Source organism: Flavobacterium sp. HJJ (assembly GCF_015351475.1).
GTDB lineage: Bacteria > Bacteroidota > Bacteroidia > Flavobacteriales > Flavobacteriaceae > Flavobacterium > Flavobacterium marginilacus.
In genome coordinates, this window is sequence record NZ_JADKPR010000007.1 from 20,847 (window position 1) to 39,032 (window position 18,186).

Annotated in this window: 11 protein-coding genes; 2 read left to right on the top strand and 9 right to left on the bottom strand. The window is 34.6% G+C overall.

Going from position 1 to position 18,186, the window contains the following annotated elements; all coding sequences use genetic code 11:
• Positions 1–24: 24 nt before the first annotated feature.
• Positions 25–1,956, bottom strand: coding sequence for an LTA synthase family protein (locus tag IRZ80_RS07400; protein ID WP_194640922.1), 1,932 nt, complete (start codon positions 1,954–1,956; stop codon positions 25–27).
• Between the two features lie 160 nt (positions 1,957–2,116).
• Between IRZ80_RS07400 and IRZ80_RS07405 the strand changes: the two genes are divergently transcribed.
• Together IRZ80_RS07405 and IRZ80_RS07410 are read left to right on the top strand one after the other, a co-directional pair.
• On the top strand, positions 2,117–2,794 hold the full coding sequence (locus IRZ80_RS07405; protein ID WP_194640923.1) for a response regulator transcription factor: 678 nt from the start codon (positions 2,117–2,119) through the stop codon (positions 2,792–2,794).
• Entirely contained in the window at positions 2,787–4,049 is a 1,263-nt protein-coding gene (locus IRZ80_RS07410) for a sensor histidine kinase (RefSeq protein ID WP_194640924.1), read from the top strand. The genes IRZ80_RS07405 and IRZ80_RS07410 overlap by 8 nt, the downstream gene beginning before the upstream one ends.
• Here IRZ80_RS07410 and IRZ80_RS07415 read toward each other — a convergent pair.
• The 8 genes from IRZ80_RS07415 to IRZ80_RS07450 all read right to left on the bottom strand — a co-directional run bounded on the left by IRZ80_RS07415 (position 4,039) and on the right by IRZ80_RS07450 (position 18,179).
• Positions 4,039–4,800: a hypothetical protein gene (locus tag IRZ80_RS07415; RefSeq protein ID WP_194640925.1), complete on the bottom strand. Its 762-nt coding sequence runs from the start codon at positions 4,798–4,800 to the stop codon at positions 4,039–4,041. The two genes, IRZ80_RS07410 and IRZ80_RS07415, sit on opposite strands and share 11 nt — an antisense overlap.
• A 10-nt stretch (positions 4,801–4,810) precedes the next feature.
• Positions 4,811–5,575, bottom strand: coding sequence for a phosphatase PAP2 family protein (locus IRZ80_RS07420; RefSeq protein WP_194641064.1), 765 nt, complete (start codon positions 5,573–5,575; stop codon positions 4,811–4,813).
• 293 nt (positions 5,576–5,868) lie between these two features.
• Positions 5,869–8,319, bottom strand: a complete 2,451-nt coding sequence (locus IRZ80_RS07425; RefSeq protein WP_194640926.1) for a TonB-dependent receptor domain-containing protein — start codon at positions 8,317–8,319, stop codon at positions 5,869–5,871.
• A gap of 448 nt (positions 8,320–8,767) precedes the next feature.
• Positions 8,768–10,066 (bottom strand): AMP-binding protein, encoded by a 1,299-nt coding sequence (locus tag IRZ80_RS07430; protein WP_194640927.1) that lies wholly within the window; start codon positions 10,064–10,066, stop codon positions 8,768–8,770.
• Positions 10,066–11,733, bottom strand: a complete 1,668-nt coding sequence (locus tag IRZ80_RS07435; protein WP_194640928.1) for a C45 family autoproteolytic acyltransferase/hydolase — start codon at positions 11,731–11,733, stop codon at positions 10,066–10,068. The genes IRZ80_RS07430 and IRZ80_RS07435 overlap by 1 nt, the downstream gene beginning before the upstream one ends.
• A 62-nt stretch (positions 11,734–11,795) precedes the next feature.
• Positions 11,796–13,310 carry a phytoene desaturase family protein gene (locus IRZ80_RS07440; protein WP_194640929.1) on the bottom strand — a complete coding sequence of 505 codons (1,515 nt, stop codon included), beginning with the start codon at positions 13,308–13,310 and terminating at the stop codon, positions 11,796–11,798.
• A complete protein-coding gene (locus tag IRZ80_RS07445) occupies positions 13,307–16,993 on the bottom strand; it encodes a 1-acyl-sn-glycerol-3-phosphate acyltransferase (RefSeq protein ID WP_194640930.1) in 3,687 nt (1,228 codons plus the stop codon). The genes IRZ80_RS07440 and IRZ80_RS07445 overlap by 4 nt, the downstream gene beginning before the upstream one ends.
• Positions 16,983–18,179 (bottom strand): DUF2062 domain-containing protein, encoded by a 1,197-nt coding sequence (locus tag IRZ80_RS07450; RefSeq protein ID WP_194640931.1) that lies wholly within the window; start codon positions 18,177–18,179, stop codon positions 16,983–16,985. Before IRZ80_RS07450 ends, IRZ80_RS07445 begins: the two co-directional genes overlap by 11 nt.
• Positions 18,180–18,186: the final 7 nt, after the last annotated feature.

Sequence of the window (18,186 nt, forward strand, 5' to 3'; positions counted from 1 at the left end):
GTTCAATTTCGATTATAATTTCACTTAATTATTTCTAAGCTTATATTTTTGCTGATTGTACAAATAGAAAGGAGAAATCACATGTGCCAGTGCATCTTTAGCTAAATCTTTGTTCAGTTTTTCGGGGGTAAAAATGGTATCTTTTTCAACATGAAACTGCAAAGGCTCTTTATTCGGCTGCATAATGACAACTTCGTTTCCTACCCGAAAAGCATTGATATCATTAAACTGCATCATCGCACGCCCTTGAAACGAGTCAGGTAAATTAAATAAATTACGTCCTGCCATAGGAACTTCGGTGTCAAATCCGATTTTTCCCAGTACAGTAGGCTGGATATCAATCTGACTGCACAGTTTATTGTACTTCCCACCTTTTGGTATTCCCGGACCAATAATTAATGCCGGAATGTGAAACTTATGTATTGGTACCAAATGTTTACCGTAGGTTCTGGTATTATGATCTGCAATTACAAGAAAAATGGTGTTTTTATAATATTCCTCCTTTTGGGCTTGTTTAAAAAACTGGCCAATGGAATAATCTGCATATTTCATGGCATTGTTTACCGTATTCTTTTGCTTATCATAAAGAGCAATTCTTCCATCAGGAAATTCAAATGGCTCATGATTTGAAGAGGAGAATACTAGCGATACAAAAGGTTTGTTTCCAAGACTCTTAAAATAATTATTGGCTTTTGCCATTACATCTTCGTCAGACCAGCCCCAAGTTCCGTGGAAAGCGCTTTTTTGTGCATCAAAATCATCCTCATCGATGATTTTATCAAATCCGTTACCGCTGAAAAAAGATCCCATATTATCAAAATTGGCCATTCCGCCATAAATAAAACTGGTATCATATCCTTTTTGCTTCAGCAATGAGGCAATGGTATAAAAATCTCGCTGCGAATTATTCAGCTTCACTACACTTTCAGACGGAGAAGGCAGAAAACCAGTTACAACCGCCTCAATACCGCGCACGCTTCGGGTTCCTGTCGAAAATAAATTGGTAAATAATGTTCCTTCTTTCGTCAGTTTATCGAATTCTGGAGTCAGTGGCAAACCTCCAAGCGAACCTACATATTCTGCCCCAAGACTTTCTTCCAAAATAATGACAATATTGTAAGGTCTCTTTTTAATGCTGTCCGCTTTTTGAATGTGCAGTAACGGAATAGAATCGTCTGTAAAATCGGCAGGTTTTACATCCATATATTTTTTCACCCTCGAAATAGCTTCGGCATAATCCATTTTCCCGTACATTTTCTCTGGATTAATTTCGTTTTTCATTGAATACAAAGCAAACGTAACCGTATAAAATGAATTTAGCCCAAGCGAATTGGTAAGGTGATCGGTAGAAAAAATAGCATTACTGGCATTAATAGGTCTTTTGGAAGTCAGACTGGATCTTGCTCCAAAAAACACAAAAAAAGCAATTAGAGGAAATACTAATAACTTTGTTTTATAATTGGTTTCTCTAATTTCAAAAAGCGGTTTTCGGTAACGGATTAATGCATAAACAAACCCTGCCAAGACAATTACGGTAACAAAAATCGACGAAAGATAACTTTTGAGCAAAGTTCCGACAACCTCTTTCGGATAAATCAGATAATCAACAAATAATTTATTAGGCCTAGTGTCATATTCATTAATAAAATCAAGCGTTGACAATTCCATAAACAGAATCAGTGTCAAAAACAAAATGAAATATACGGTCAAAAAACCTTGGATTTTCTTCAGAAAAGAATCGGGCACTAAAGCTGTTAATGCCAAAGGCAAAAAAAGAAGATAGCACAGCACAATGAGATCCATCCGAAGTCCTATTGGAAAAATGTAACCGTAATCCGGAGTTTCGGCAACACGGTTTTTAAAAATAAAAAACAATACAAAGCGGCTAAAACTTAGAATTGACAAGCCAATTAAAAGAAAATTTAGGAGCGGTTTGGAGAATTGGAATTTTTTCATGTTTGGAGGTATACGGAACATTATTTTATAATTGCGCAAAATAATAGTTTAATTTTGAATTAATCCTGAATTAACATAAAAAATAAAAAATTTTATTACAACAATATGGCAGGCATAACAATATTCAGTTTTTCTTCAAAATTGATTTGTAAATTGCAGCATGAAAATTTTAATTATCGAAGATGAGCAGGAAATTGCTCAAAGCATTTCAGATTATTTTAAGACCAACGGCATTCAATGCGAAACGGCTTCCAATTGTGCATTGGCACTTACCAAGATTGATAACTACGACTACGACTGCATATTATTGGATTTAATGCTGCCTGATGGAGACGGGTTTACTATTTTAAAAGAATTAAAAAGCAAAAACAAAACCGAGGGCATTATTATTATCTCTGCAAAAGAAAATTTAGATACCCGCATTGAAGGTTTTAATCTTGGTGCCGATGATTATCTGACCAAGCCTTTTCATCTTTCGGAACTTTTAGTACGCATGCAGGCACTCATCCGCCGGAAGAATTTCCAGGGAAGCAATAGTGTTGTTTTCAACGAAATCACTATTGACATTTTCTCTAAAACAGTAACTGTCAGCGGTCAAAAACTCGATCTCACCAAAAAAGAAATCGACTTACTGCTGTTTTTAATTGGCAACAATAATAAAGTTCTGTCCAAGGGAGCTATTGCCGAACATCTTTCGGGAGATATGGCGGATATGCTTGACAACCACGATTTTATTTACGCCCACATAAAGAATTTAAAAAAGAAACTGCACAAAGCAGGAAGCGGCGATTACATCAGAACAATTTATGGCTTAGGCTACAAATGGGAAAATGAGTAAAAAACTGTTACATAAAACCACCAGCAGCTTTCTTGCATTTGCCATCATTATACTGCTGGTATCTGCTCCTGTATTTTATTTCATCTGCCAGCAGCTTTATATTTATGAAACGGATGAGGTACTTCATTTTCATAAAGGCGCATTTGTAAAAGAAAGTTATAAAAATTTCACTGAAAATGACATTGAAGCCTGGAATAAATACAATCAGAATGTCGTGATTAGTGCCGATATGGGAATAACTAAAGATTCCATTTTTGACGAAATGGCATTTGACTCTGTTGCCAAAGAAAAAGAACCATTCCGTATCATTTATGCTCCTGTCACTATAAATGGCAAAAGGTATACATACAAAGAAAAAATAAGTCTGGTAGAAATGGAAGGAATGGTAATAAATATTGCCATCATGTTCCTTTGCATTATAATTATCCTGCTTATCGGAATTATCTGGATATCAAAAAGATCTGCCGCAAAAATATGGAAACCGTTTTATAATACGCTTCATCAAATGCATGATTTTGAAATCGATAAAAATAAACCGCCGCATTTTTTCCCAACTGATATAAATGAATTTAACCAGCTCAACAAAAGCCTTGAAGGACTCATTGAAAAAAATACTGCCATTTATAAAAACCAAAGGGAATTTGTAGAAAATGCTGCGCACGAACTGCAGACGCCGCTGGCTTTGTTTCAGACTAAAATTGACACTCTATTACAGCTGGAACTCAATAAAGAACAATTTTCTGTCTTAAGTTCTTTAAATAATGATGTTTCAAGACTTAACCGTCTTAACAAAAATCTTTTGCTGCTTTCCAAAATTGATAACGAAAGCTATCTTGAAAAAAGCACTATTGTTTTAAATGATTATATTGAAAAACATCTTGATTTTTTTACGGAACAAGCCGAAGCTAAAAATATCAGCATTACAACTGAATTCAGCTCTATCCTTTCTATTTCAGGAAATCCGGCTTTGACCGAAGTTTTAATTAATAATCTGTTTTTGAATGCCATCCGTCATAATGAAAAAAACGGAAACATAATCATCAGCATTCAAAACAATCAATTAACTTTCCTTAATACTGGACAATCGGCACCATTAGCAATTGAAAAGCTGTTCAATCGTTTTTCCAAAATAAATCCTTCATCGCAGGGAAATGGTCTTGGACTGGCAATTATAAAAAAGATAACCGAAATCAATCAGTGGGAGATCAAATACGATTTTAATAACCAATTGCACAGTTTTAGCATTACATTCTAAAAATTCTATTTTTTGTCAGCTGTCCTGTCACAATAACTATAATAAACACAACAACCAACAGCAGACTTGCATTAATGTTACCAAAATTCATGCCTTCTGGTTTTGTCAAATAATCACCCATTGTTGCACCAATTGGATGTGTCAAAATAATGGCCGACCAATACAAAAGTTCTCTTGAAATTTTTGTCAGATAAACCAATCCGACAACAACAGAAAGCAATAGCACCAAAAGTAAAGTGCTTCCTTCAAAACCCAACGGTGTGTTATGAGCCAGCAGATCACCAAATGCAGTTCCCAATGTACTTGAAGTTAGAATTGCAGTCCAGTATAAAAATTCGGTTCGTTTGTTCAGCCCGTTTTCTATCGTATTGGTTTTTGAATGATATTTCCAAATACCAAATGTAAACAGCAAAGCGACAGTCAGTAGTAAGGTTCCAAATGTATATCCCTCATTTTCTGTAAATCCTAATTCCAAATGAAAGAAGGATCTGCTGATAAAATCGGAAATTGTAGTTCCGGCTGTACTTGCCAGAGTTATTATTATCCAATACAAAAGCGGTTTTTGGCTTTTTGAACAAATTGAAATGATCAGCGCAATTAAGAACAGTGTGATTAGAGCAATTGTTCCTCCCCCATAGCCTAAGTTAAATGTTTGAGAAATTAAATCTCCTGCTGTTTCTCCCATAGTATTGGCACTAATAATTAATGCCCAATAAAAAAGGTTTATTTGGGGTAAATGTTTCTGTTTCATTTATTAAAATTTAAAATTGCATCACCAAACCACAGCCCATTTGTTTCCCATTATAATAAGGCAAAACCATAGAGGAAACTTTCTTTTCTTTTGCTTTAGTGCTGAAAATTTTTCTATTGATGTAAGGATAAATCCAATAGGCCGCTTTGGTACTTAATATTCCAATTCCTGCGCCCGCAGCTACATCAGTAAGCCAGTGACGGTTGTTGACAATTCTAAAAGCACCTGTAGCCGTAGCCACAGCATAACCGCTTATTCCATACCAAATGGATTTGTCTTTGTATTCCTGCCAAAGAAACTCCGCTCCGGCAAAAGCAGTGGCAGTATGCCCCGAAGGAAAGGAATTATTCGAAGAACCGTCAGGTCTTTCTACATGTGTAATATTTTTTAAAGAAAGAACAGCAGCGCTCATCATCAGATAGGAACTGGCCAAAATAATCGATCGGTCTTTGAGATTATTTTTACCGGTCATTCCGCATGCATTTAAAGCATAAACCGAAGCTGCAGGTGCGTACTGCATAATGTCATCGATCGAAAATTTCTGATCGATATTTTCAGTTACTTCGTCCTGAATTTCAAGATTATAGCCCTTGAGCTGATCACTGTTTAGACCAATAACACCATAACCAATTAATAATGAAGGAATTATTAACTGTTTATAATTAAATTTTAAATGCTGTACAGTGTCTTTTACTACAATAGTATCGGTTACACTGTTTTGTGCTGACAGTAAATGTGCTGACAGAAATACAATTAAAAAACTGAACCATTTCATCATAACTATTTTAAAACCAATACAAAGTACAAAATTAATTCTGAATTAATTCTGAATTTGTTTGTGAGGGATTACTTCTTCAAGTTTGTCATTCCGAGATAAGAGGAATACCCGTTAGAAACTCAACAAAGATTGGGGATTTTGATTATGGAATTAGCTGCGGAGATTCCTCGTACCTCGGAATGACAATATTGGGCGTAGATTTTGTGTAAACATTAGTATCACTGAAATCATTGAATGTTTATTTGCGTCTTTGAGAGAATTATAATTAGATAATAGCTCGCAGGAAATCTTTAATAAGCCGGCTCCTGAACGCCGTTATTTTCATTTTCACCTTTCTTGAACTCAAGTTTTCCAAATTTATAACTGAAGGAAATACCAAAGGATTGAACGGGAATTTCCTTTATGTTTACCTGCGAGTAATCTGCGTCATAACTATTCGATTTTTGGCTCAGATATTTATTAAAAGGATTTGTCATGGTAATTCCTAAACTTGCATTTTTATTGAAAAATAATTTTCTAAAAGCCAAATTATAAAAATAAGAAGCTGGACGGTCTCCCTGAACAATTTTCTGGGAGGAGCGGTAATTTCCGGATATTTCGCCAAGCATAGTTGAATTGAATTGGTAATTCAGATTCAGATTTCCCCTGTAAATAAAACTGCTTACACTCTCAAAGCCCGGAGTACTGTTGGTTCTCTGCCCGCATTCAATATTGGAACGAATTGTTATTTTATCCCCCATTGAAACTGATCCGAAAAGACTGGCGCCATAGGTGATCTCAGAGCCAATGTTGTAGCGTGTAGTCAAAGTTACATCAGTATAATCGGTTCCGCTGATAGTGAGTGTGGGATGAAAAGTGGTCAGACTTTGGATATCGTCAGTGTTTCGGCGGTAGTATCCCGAAAAATAAATATTTGTCCCCTTACTGAAATTTTGGCTGTAGCCCAATTCATATCGATTACCAATTTCAGGTTTTAAAAAAGGATTTCCAGTGCTGATATTGTGCGGATCACTGATATTAAAAAACGGATTTAAATCTTCATAATCGGGTCTTTCGATACGGTAAGTGTAAGCAAACTTTATGGATTGATCTTTATTAAACTTATGCTGAACAGTAAACGAAGGTGCAAAAGTATTATAATCCGGTATAACCACTCCCACAAAATCTGCCACAGTATTAGTACGTTCATAACGAAGACCGGCTTTACCAATCAAAAAATCATTGAAAAAGGCAAAAGAGCTTGAAGCATAAACCGCATAAATATTCTGCTTGTATTTAAACGCATAGGTCTGTCCTTTGTTGTTTATGTAGGAGCCATCTGAGTCCAAAGTATCGGTAACGATATTGTTTTCTATGTTTTGAAAATTTGCTTTAACTCCTGTTTCAAGGGTATAACCTTCGGAGATAGGTTCTGCAAAATCCAACGTAAGTCCCACTTGGTGGTCTTTGCCCGGATTTATGTTTCTAAGTCCCGATAACGGCTGAATATTTTCCTCATAAGAAGTTCGGTGCCCCGAATTAATGTCACTTTTTCCGTTGCTTGATGTAAGCTGAAAATCCAGTTCCCGATTTTCTTTCTCAAAAGTTTTTTTATAATCAAGCCCCCAGTCAATAGCTTTTTCTTCAAAATTACTGATTGAATTTCGTTCACTTTTTATTTCAGACACAAGAGTTCCATCAGCCAGATAGGAAGTTTGGTTCTGCTGCGTTTGTCCCGTTGAGTTATTGGAAAAAGAATTATAACTGAAGGATGCCACTAATTCATCCTTTGGAGTGATGCTCCAGCTCAAATTAATTCCAGTCCGGTAACCGCTTCTATCAAAAGGATTCACTCCGTTTTGATAGAGTCTGTTAATACTGTCTCTGGCTTCGCTATAAGAAATACGCTCGCTGGAACTTTTTGTTTCTGTAGTTAATTGTTTGTTCCCGCTAAAAAAAATACCTGCCCCAAAATTTCCATGACGGGCATTAAAATTGAATGATCCGTTTTCTAAACGTGTTCCGGCCGATAGATTGATACTGCTGTTGATTCCTTCGAGTTTATTTTCTTTCAGAACGATATTTATGATGCCGCCCGTACCCGCAGCGTCGTATTTTACCCCTGGACTGGTGATAACCTCGATGCTCTTTATCTGATCAGCGGGGATGGTCTGCAGTGCGTCAGAAATACTCGCACCAAACATGCTGGAAGGTTTTCCATTAATCAAAAAACGAATACTGGGATTACCCTGCAGTTCAATTTTTCCGTCAATGTCAACGCTGACCATTGGAACATTTTTCAAAACATCTGCGGCAGTGCCTCCTTGACTTGAAAGGTCGTTTGCGGGGCTGTATACCATTTTGTCAATTTTACTTTGAATTGTCGAAGTTTTCGAAACTATTTTTACTTCATTAAGCTGATTTGACATTGGCGAAAGCATAATAGTGCCAAGATTCAACACGCCTGCTTTCTGATTTATACTGGAATTTATGGTCGCTGTTTTATAACTGATAAAATCAATAGTAATGCGATAATCGCCGTCTGGAAGGTTATTGATTGAAAAAGAGCCGTTTTTATCAGTACTCAATCCGTTAAAAACTTTGATTTCCTTTCCTTTATAAATACTGACAATTGCCATTTCTATAGGTAGTTTCGTTTCGGCATCAATTACTTTACCTATGATTTTACCTTTATTTACAGCAGGTTGTGCAAATGACACAAAAGAGAATAAGAGAGCAGTAATAAAAACTGTATAGCGCATAATAAAAATTTATGCCGTAAAAATACTATCTCAAATCTGAATAAAGTCTGAACATGAAAATTTCTAAAGTAATTATTTTTATTTGCTGCAAAGCTGAAGTGTTATATGTACTTTTTTATTTGCTAAAAAAAAGCCTCTAAAATTTTGAGATTACCAAAACCTTTCTGCTAACATTTTATACTCCTGCTCTGACAAACATTTAACTTTTTTAGATAAAACCAAATGATTCAATTTAAAAACTAAACCAGAGGAGGCTGTCCTTTTCGGACAGCCTCTTGGGGTGAGGAAAAATAATTAAACTATTTTATATTTTCATTTATTATTAATCAAAATCACACTTAAATCAAAGCAAAAAGACAAGATTATAAAATAGTAAAAACGCCTAGTAATAAGTATTTGATTGATAAGAAAAAAATGTATGCTAAGGGCTAAAAAATGTAGTCTCTTTTCAAAGCGCATTTTTTCTATTATCAAAAAAACGAATAGGCTTTCTGCTGTTTGGATTAAAAATTAATGGCATTAATATTTCATTTGCAGTAAATTCAATTTTGGGAGTTACCCGTAATTTGGATCTAAAATGATCTTTCAATTCTTGCAAAAAAACAGAAGAGGGATTCTGAACCGCAATTTTTATCAAAATCTCGTCGGTTCCCAAATCATTAGATGAAATTTCGATAATATAGTTGTCAATATTCCCAAAATTATTCAGAACATCATTCATTGCCGGAGGATACAAAGTGGTTCCTTTGTATTTAATCATGTGCTGTTTTCTGCCAATTACAGGACCTACACGCAATGTATTGCGCCCACATGAACACGAATCTGAATGCAGCTGTACAATATCGCCCGTTTTAAAACGAATGAGCGGCATGGCTTCAATCCCCAAAGTGGTAAATGTTAATTCACCTGATCCGCCATTTGAAACCGGCTTATTGTTTTCATCCAATACTTCTACAATAATTAACTCTGGATGATGATGCCCTCCTACTCCATGACTGCATTCGGTAAAAGCAGTGCTCATCTCAGTCGAAGCATAGGTAGAAAACAGCTTAATATTCCATTTATCTGTTATTTTCTGGCACAAGGTATTGCTGGTAAAATCTTGATTACGGATAGGTTCGCCAATACAAATAGCTCCTTTTACACTTGAATTGTTAATATCAATATTGTGCTGTTCCGCATATTCAATCATTTTTAGTAAAAAAGAAGGAACAGTAATTAGATAAGTAGGTTTGTATTTTAAAATTGAATCCCATTGCAGCTCCGGAAGTCCTGCACCAACTCGGATTACACCGACTTTCATTTTTCGAAGACCTAAAAAATAAGCCAATCCCGCCATAAAACGACGATCAATTGTCGTCATCAGCTGTACAAGATCACCTTCTTTTATTCCGGCGCAGTCAAATGAAATAGCTTCGTTATAAGCTAAACGATCCAAATCTTCATCAGTCAATCCAAAAGTTACAGGATCGCCCAAAGTACCGGATGTAGTAGCATAATCGATAATCCTATTCTTTGGAACACATAAAAAATCATCATTATACTTTTGTAAATCTTCCTTTGATGTAACAGGCAATAATGCTAAATCCTCAATTGTTTTTATACTGGAAACATCAATATTGCTTTTGGCAAAGATAGAGCTGTAAAAGGGCGAATTTGTATTTGCATACTGCAGCACTTCCTGCAGTTTTTGCTCCTGAAATGCTTTTATATCGGCTTTGGCAGCTAATTCTATTTTTGGAATCATTATAGTTTTCTTTTTGCTTTTTTTAAATAACTGCTAATCTTTTCTCTTTCAACACGTGAAGTAACTTCTTTTGTCAATGCTTTCCCGAATTGTTCCTCAGCCAAGTTATATTTTTTATTTTGATAAAAGTACAATCCAGCTTTATAATAAACAACCCAATAATCAGGATTTAAAGATTGGTAATAATCCAGATATTGATTCGATGGCAAATCGGATTTTTTAGCCAGAAAAGAATCCATTTTTTTGTCTTCGATACGAAATTGAATGTAGTTTTGATAAGCTTCTGTTTTCAAGAATGGATCTGGAGGAATATTCATTGCTGAATTTTCCAATGAAACAATAGCAGCTGTATTCTCTTTTTTGTTTTTGAAAATTGTATTCAAATCATAACAAACAAACTCCCCTAATTGATAGGGATTTGCAGACACCCAAACCAATCGCTGGGCTGGCTTGAAAACAATTCCGTGGTGAGCCAACAGCTGATTAATCGCTTTTTCATTACCATACCCTAATGGCACATTATCTATTCCTTCTTTATTTCTAAGGATATTGGCAGCAATTTGTGGTGTTATTTTTTGATTCTCATTCAGTAATTGAGTCATTCGGTCAAAACGGTATTGGGAATGACTATCTTTTATTTGAGCCAAATTTCTTTTATTATCTTTTAAAACATCACTTTGAAAATGATTGGAACAAATTATTTCATTGCCATCAGGAGCTTCAAAAACACCTAAATTATCGGGAGCAATTTCTATTAAAACAGCCTTATCATCATTGGCACTGCCAACCATAATAGACTCGGAAACAAATACTTTCCTTTTTTTAGCAATAGCAACAGCTTCATCAATAGTTTTGGCGTATTGCAAAATTTCACGGGTCACAATAGAAATAGGCGTTTTGGCTATTAATGGAATCTTGGATTTACCGGCATTTATGGTTACGGTCAATCCTTCGGCATTCATTCCGGAACAGGCACCTATCATTCCGGGCCAAGTTACCATCATAAATGGATAACCCTCTTTTGGATTAATAAAGGCAACTATTTTTTCTTTTGCAAAATCATCTCCTGCATAAAAATCAAAATTTCTGCCCAAAATCAAACTTCCGTCATCTGATTTATTCCCCCAAGCAGCAAATGATGTACAGCCTACCATTGCCAGATCCTGAACTGCATGTCCTATATCATGAGCACCATGCAGATACAAATCTCTTAAAAAAGAGGGTGCAATATGGTTTAAATCTTTAGGCGCATATTGGGAAACTCCATAAATTTCAGTTTGAAATTCATTATCAACATTAAGATATAATTTTCGATTATACCATTTCAGGAAATTTCGAAGTAATGATTTTTTAAAATCAGAAGGAATCAATTCATTTATCTTGTCAAAAAAGACATGCTCTTGCTTTTTTAACAAGGAGTCCGTCAGGCTCCCAATAGCCAATCCCCTTTCCAATGGATCACCTTCGACATAAAGCTCCCATAAATGCTGTTTGTTTTTGATCAGAAAATTATTTCCGGTATAAAAAATGGTATCAGATTGTTTTTTAACAATAGGGATTGTATTATTATAAGCCGCTATCTCCGGCTGATGACGCATCGACTTTGAAGTACCGCAAGAAATAAGGAATAAGGCAAAGAAAAAAATATATGCTGTAAGTTTTTTCATATTCAACTATTCTTGGTTCTCGATTAGTTTTTAAACATTATGACAATGTTCTGTTTATTTCACTATACTTCCTGATTAATTTTGTTTACCAGATAATCTTTTCCTAAAATCTCGGAACACGTAACAACCGCACCAATGGTAACGCCCAAAACGCCATGCATGTTGATACTCTGTCCTGTTAAATATAAATTATCTAACTTAGTTTTTGACGGAATAAATGTCTTCATTGGATTTTCACAATCTTTCTCATAGCCATACATATTTCCGTTATATCCTCCAATATAATCTCTGTATGACAATGGCGTAGAAGTATGAACTGATTTTATACAGTCTCTTATTCCAGGGAATTTTTTCTCTATTTCATCTAGGAAACGATTCGTTTTACGAGTTTTAAAATCGTCATAGCTTTCGCCTCTATCGTTAACATCGGCTACGGTATTGAAGGTTTCTTTCCATGAATCCAAATCGGAATACTTCATATAAGTAATAAAAGTCATTCCCTCTGCCCAGCCATCATCTTTTTTAGAAGCATTCATCGAAGCCATAAAAGCTTTTGGCCAATTCTGTTCGTTATAATTTTGAGCATCCCAGACTTCACTGCTATTTTTACAATGGTAATAATTCTTGTTCATATACTTAAACGTTTTTGGTTTAAAAACGACATATAAGCTAAAGGCCGAAATACTGCCTTCCAAACTCGAAATTCTATTAACAAAGGCTTTCCTAAAATGGTTCTCTCCTGCTAATTTCAAGGTAATCTTGGGATCTATATTCGATATAAAATATTTTCCGTCCACACTCGTGCCATCTTTCATTTTGGCTGTGGTAATAGCATTGTCTTCGACAACCAACTGATTGACATCTTTATATTTAAAGACATCACCTCCATATTTTTTAAGCTGTTTTATCAACTGTTTTGTAATCTGGCTGCCACCGTTTATGCAGCGCCATGAACTCTGCATGTAGGTATTAACCGTAAGTGCGTGTACATAAAAAGGGGATTTTTCACCGCATCCTGCATATAAAAAATTACTTCCTGCAAAAACAGCCTGCAGCATTTTATTTTCAGTGAGGCTTGCAATAAAATCCTTTGCATTTACAGAAAGAATATCATTGTCATAGCGTCCTTCAGCACTTAAATTATAAAGGGGAAATGTATCGCAGGTGTTAATAATTGCTTCACAATATTTATTTATTGCCTCCCTTTCCTCAGGAAAAAACTTAACCAGCTGATTTACAAAATTTTCATACCCTTGGGCATGTGGAAACTCCATATTTACATCTTCAAAAGAGATTATATCGTATCCGTCTTCGTCCATTTTTTTGAGATTCAGGCTATCCATAATCCCAATGTACTTGAAATATCGATATAAATTCTGCCCTTCGCTTAATCCTCCAATGTAATGAATTCCGGTATCAAAAATCGTTTTATCGCGAACAAACGTCTGCAAATTACCTCCAAACTGATTGTTCTTTTCCAGCACACAAACGCTATAGCCTTCCTTGGCTAAAATTATAGACGAAACAAGTCCGCCCAATCCACTTCCGATTATAACAACATCATAATGCTTTTTCATCCTATCACTTTCTTTAATACGATCATTTCTTCTGTCTCATGCTCGGTTTGAAAACCAAATGACACTATTTTTTCTTTTAAATTTTTATTTCCCAAAACAATTATTCTGCTTGCCAAATTACATACTTCAGCCAAATTGAACACTGACTCTTCATTCGAAATCAATACTACATCATACTTTTTGAGAGCATTCAATTTATCTTGATCGAAATAATGAATCGTCCTTTTCTTTAGAATATAATTAGTTTTGGCAATGGCTCTATTCTCTTCTGAAAGTATAACCGAATCAATTTTTCTTTGAGGCTCCTGTAATGCCAAAAATATATCCAATTGCCCATAATCATCACCAAAATGAAGTATTTTAGCTTTAGAATCCATCCATTTATTTAAATCAAAATATAACTGTAAATTTTGATTAACATCATCTTTTATCGCTTTTACTATCTGAATTTCCTTGAAAGCATAGCTATTCATCAGCTTCGCCTTAAAATAATCCAAACTTTCCAATTCCAAACGCAGTTTTTTATAGTGCTGTTTAAAGAAACTGCTTATTTTTTTAGTTCTCTCTGCAGGATTTGTGCCAAATGTGGTATCCTCAAACTTGATTCTATCCAAAATAGTTACCGTAGTATTTCCACCATTAATAATAAAATCGCCTTTAGGCAAAACTTCGGAATATCCGTGAATGAGTACTGGAACTATATCCAATTCTAATTGTTCGGCCAAATAAAAAGCGCCTTTATGGAATCGCTTAATTGCATTATCCTCAGACCGTGTTCCCTCTGGAAAAACCATTATGGAAAAACCTTCCTGCACTTTGGAACGCAAATGTTCTACGCCATTATCCACACCGTTTGAAACTGGATAAAATCCAGCCAGACGAACTCCTTTTCCGAAAACCGGAGAATTATAAACCCAATCACTTACCAAGAAAATAATTTTTGGACTCAACATTCCAATAGCCAAAATATCAAGGAACGAGCTATGATTGGCAATAATTACGGCAGGTTTATCAAAGGTCTCATTTGAAGTATTATCTATTTTTCTTTTTAAAGATGGATAACTTGCCAAAACCGAATGCATGAACTTCGACATCAAAAAATGAAATCCTTTTAATTTTGATTTCCTTGAGAAAGGTAAAATCGCCATCAAAACGACACTTCCCAATGATAATACTACGCATCCTAATCCAAAATAGGTAAATGACAGAGCGGAATGCACCAATCGCTTAATTTCATACGGAGCTTTTCCTTTTTTTACTCTATTGGTTATAAAAAAATGAAAAATCAACGGCTGAATAATAAATGTAATCATCAGCGCCGAAAATATTCCGATAATGGCAATCAATGATATCGATTTTAGTGCTGGATGTTTGGCAAAAACAAGTACTCCCATTCCCAAAATCGTGGTTGCTACTGAAAGTAAAATTGAGGTTCTATAACTTGGCAATTCAATTTTCCCGAATGTAAATTCCTTTTGTAACGCCGTAGTCATAAAAATACTGTAATCTACTCCAATTCCAAAAATCAAAGTACAAACGATGATGTTAACAACATTAAACTGCAGCCCAAAAAGTCCCATAAGACCTGTGGTAAAAATCCAACTTATAAGAATTGGAATGATGCTGATTATAGCCAATTCAATTCTTCTAAAGGCTATTATGAGAACTAAAAATACAGCAATGAAGGAATAATCAACGAGGTTTTCGAAATTCATTTTTAGAGTTCCTAAAAATGTTTCGTTTGTTTCCTGCCTGTCAATTACAACCAAATTTTGCTGTTTTTTAATTTGATTTACAAAAACATCTCTTTTTTCGCTGGTCACTTTCACTAAGGTGGAAATAGTAAAAAAGCCATTTTTTTGTGCCACAAATTCATCCAGAAAAAAAGATTTCACTCTAAGATATTCATCAATAGTGACTGGCTTAAAGCTTTTGTCAAGCAAATCAAAAAAACCTGAAAAAGCATCAGCCTTAAAGCCATAATGACTTCCTTCACTAATTAATGTCTGATTCAAATTTGCTTTTTTCTGCGAATCCCAAAAAGAATTCCATTCGTTAATTTTTTGATTTTGAACATCGGCAGAAAAAACAATTCCGCCAATAGAACTAAAATTCAAGATACCTTTTCCAGCCTTATCTTTTTCCAGTACTTTAAAAAGAGCATTATTCTTGGCTATAACTTCATCATAACTTTTACCGTAAATAGCCAAATAAATAGATTTGGAATCATTGTTATTGGCAATTTTGTCTAATTTCCTTTCATTCTGTTTGAGCTCGGGAGTCATGAAATTCAAATCCGAAAGATCATTATTAAACGTAACTTTTGAATATGTAAAAAGCGAAACAATTAGCAATACCAGCATTGAACCTATCAGAAACTTACTTTTGTGATACGAAAATGCACCTAAACTGTCAATCAAATTTGGTTTTTGGATAAACTTTTTGGAGTCAAATTTGTACAAAACCGGAATTAGAATTATTGAAAAAACAGTAGTGGCAACAACGCTCAATCCAGCAAAAATACCTAAATCCTGTAAGGCTTCCGACTTGATAAAAAACAAACACAAAAACGTAATGGATGTTGTAATTCCGCAAAGCAATAACGGTCTTGTAATATCCTTGAATACCAACTTAACATTCCTATTGTTTCTCAGATGGGTTAAAACATATATTGAATAATCCGTGGTTTCCCCCAGTAAAATAGAACTGATACCTAAAGAAATAGCTGAAATGCTTCCTTTGCAGACGTACAAAACCGCCAAGGCAAACAAGGCTCCGAGCAACGAAGGAATAAAAATGATTATTGGAGTGGTAACGCTTCTGTAAAAAAAAGCCAGTATCAAAATCAAGGTAACACCTGCAAATATAGATGTATTTTGAACATCCGACTTAATTTGTGTAGCATTGGCAACAGCCACAGGCGTTGCACCAAAGTAACTCATCTCTGCCTTACCTTTAAACTGTCGATTTAAATTTGCCTTGATTTTATCAAGATTACTGATAAAAAACGTGTTTTGATCTGTTTCATTTGTCGCCAATTTGGGTGTAATAAAAAGCAGTAAATTTTTCCTGTCCTTTGTTAAAACAAATCCGTTTTGGATAGCAAAGTCATCACCTACACTTAACTGTTCCATTTTTTTTAAGGCAATAAAAGAAATGCCCAGCGGGTCTTTAAGAATAAAATCCTTGGACACCAATCCAGCAGGAGAAATTATCGATTTATAGTCGGCAGCGACAGTATTAGCAATGCTGTCTTTGTGCAGTTTATTTTGGATATGCTCATAATCCTTTTTGTTCAAAAAAAGCGGCAGATTATCGTATACAAAATCAAAAGTTTCCTGAATATTTTCTTCTTCAATCTTGCCTTGAACTTTGGATATATAAGGCTTACAAGGTTCCAGACTGTCTAAAAAGACATTGGCATACTCAGTAAGATTCTCCGATGAACCATTTTCTTTGGTAGAAATTATAATTGTAATCTTATCGGCAAAATTTACCTGATCCAATACTTTTGAGGTTATTCCAGACTGATCATTTGAAGGAATCAATTGATTTATATTTTCCTGAAAAGAGATTCTAAATGCCAAAAATGCCAAAACAAATACAATCGAAATTGCTATACCAAACGAAAGTAATTTCTTGGAAGTAATAAATGTATATAAATCGAATAATTTATTTTGCATGTAACTGTTTTTTGTGTTTTAGATTACCAGCCAAAGTTAATAACAAGTAACTTGTAAGACCAAAAAGTACGGCCATAAAAGTCGCTAAAATAAAACTTCCAACAAGATATTGGGCAATATTTTTTTGAATATCATCAAATGTCATATCCGTGTTCAATATCAATGGTTTGCTGCTGCTAACAAAATAACTTCCTATCTTTAGTGAAGCATAAATAACAAAGGGAATGAAAGGAGGAAAACTTATATTGGAAAATGCAAAAGCAATAGCTTTATTAAGCTTTAAGAAAACAGCCAAAAACAATACCAAAATAGTTTGAAATCCCCAAAAAGGACAGATTCCAATAAAAACGCCCAATGCAATTGAAGCCGATTTTCGAGTATTCGAATCATTGCTTTCTAGTACATTCTCTAGAAAAAATTGTTTAAGTCCTTTTTTTTTTAGTTTTCTAAAAAAATCTCTAGGCTTAATATACACCAAAGCAATAATAACCAAAACTGTATTAAGAATACTAATTCGGGTGAAATCTTTAAAGGGTCTAAAATGGGAAACCCGTTCTTTTGGATCGTACAAAACCTGAACAGGAATATTCTTTACAGTAATATCTTTCCAAGCCGAACGAACAATAACCTCGATTTCAAACTCAAATTTGTTTGTGAAATAATGAACAGGAATTTTTCGTAAAGGATATAATCTAAAACCTGATTGAGTGTCTTCCAATTTATTTCCGGTTTCGAACCAAAACCAAAAATTTGAAAATTTATTTCCGAAACTGCTCTTTTTAGGTACATTTTCCTGAACCATATTACGGCAGCCAATCAAAAGTGCATCTGGATTTGTTTCCAGATTATTTAGAAAACTAGGAATATCAGATGCAAAATGCTGACCGTCGGAATCAATTGTAATAGCGTAATTGTACTCTAATGCCAAAGCTTTTTTAAAACCATTTCGAAGTGCTAACCCTTTTCCTGAATTTTTAGGGTGGTGGACTTGAACCAAACTTGAATACTCCTTCAGAATTTCAACAGTACTATCTGTAGAACCATCATTTACAATAATAATAGCAGAAGTATACTGTAAAACCGAATCGATAACCCGCTTTAAAGTTTTATGATTATTATACGTTGGGATAATAACACAAACCTTATGCTGATCCATACGTTTTGCTTCTGAAAAACTAGTATTCATTTTTTAA

Bases quoted from the DNA above. Each gene is read 5' to 3' on its own strand.
- IRZ80_RS07400 (WP_194640922.1), bottom strand. From the start codon at position 1,956: ATGAAAAAATTCCAATTCTCCAAACCGCTCCTAAATTTTCTTTTAATT.
- IRZ80_RS07405 (WP_194640923.1), top strand. From the start codon at position 2,117: ATGAAAATTTTAATTATCGAAGATGAGCAGGAAATTGCTCAAAGCATT.
- IRZ80_RS07410 (WP_194640924.1), top strand. From the start codon at position 2,787: ATGAGTAAAAAACTGTTACATAAAACCACCAGCAGCTTTCTTGCATTT.
- IRZ80_RS07415 (WP_194640925.1), bottom strand. From the start codon at position 4,800: ATGAAACAGAAACATTTACCCCAAATAAACCTTTTTTATTGGGCATTA.
- IRZ80_RS07420 (WP_194641064.1), bottom strand. From the start codon at position 5,575: ATGAAATGGTTCAGTTTTTTAATTGTATTTCTGTCAGCACATTTACTG.
- IRZ80_RS07425 (WP_194640926.1), bottom strand. From the start codon at position 8,319: ATGCGCTATACAGTTTTTATTACTGCTCTCTTATTCTCTTTTGTGTCA.
- IRZ80_RS07430 (WP_194640927.1), bottom strand. From the start codon at position 10,066: ATGATTCCAAAAATAGAATTAGCTGCCAAAGCCGATATAAAAGCATTT.
- IRZ80_RS07435 (WP_194640928.1), bottom strand. From the start codon at position 11,733: ATGAAAAAACTTACAGCATATATTTTTTTCTTTGCCTTATTCCTTATT.
- IRZ80_RS07440 (WP_194640929.1), bottom strand. From the start codon at position 13,310: ATGAAAAAGCATTATGATGTTGTTATAATCGGAAGTGGATTGGGCGGA.
- IRZ80_RS07445 (WP_194640930.1), bottom strand. From the start codon at position 16,993: ATGCAAAATAAATTATTCGATTTATATACATTTATTACTTCCAAGAAA.
- IRZ80_RS07450 (WP_194640931.1), bottom strand. From the start codon at position 18,179: ATGAATACTAGTTTTTCAGAAGCAAAACGTATGGATCAGCATAAGGTT.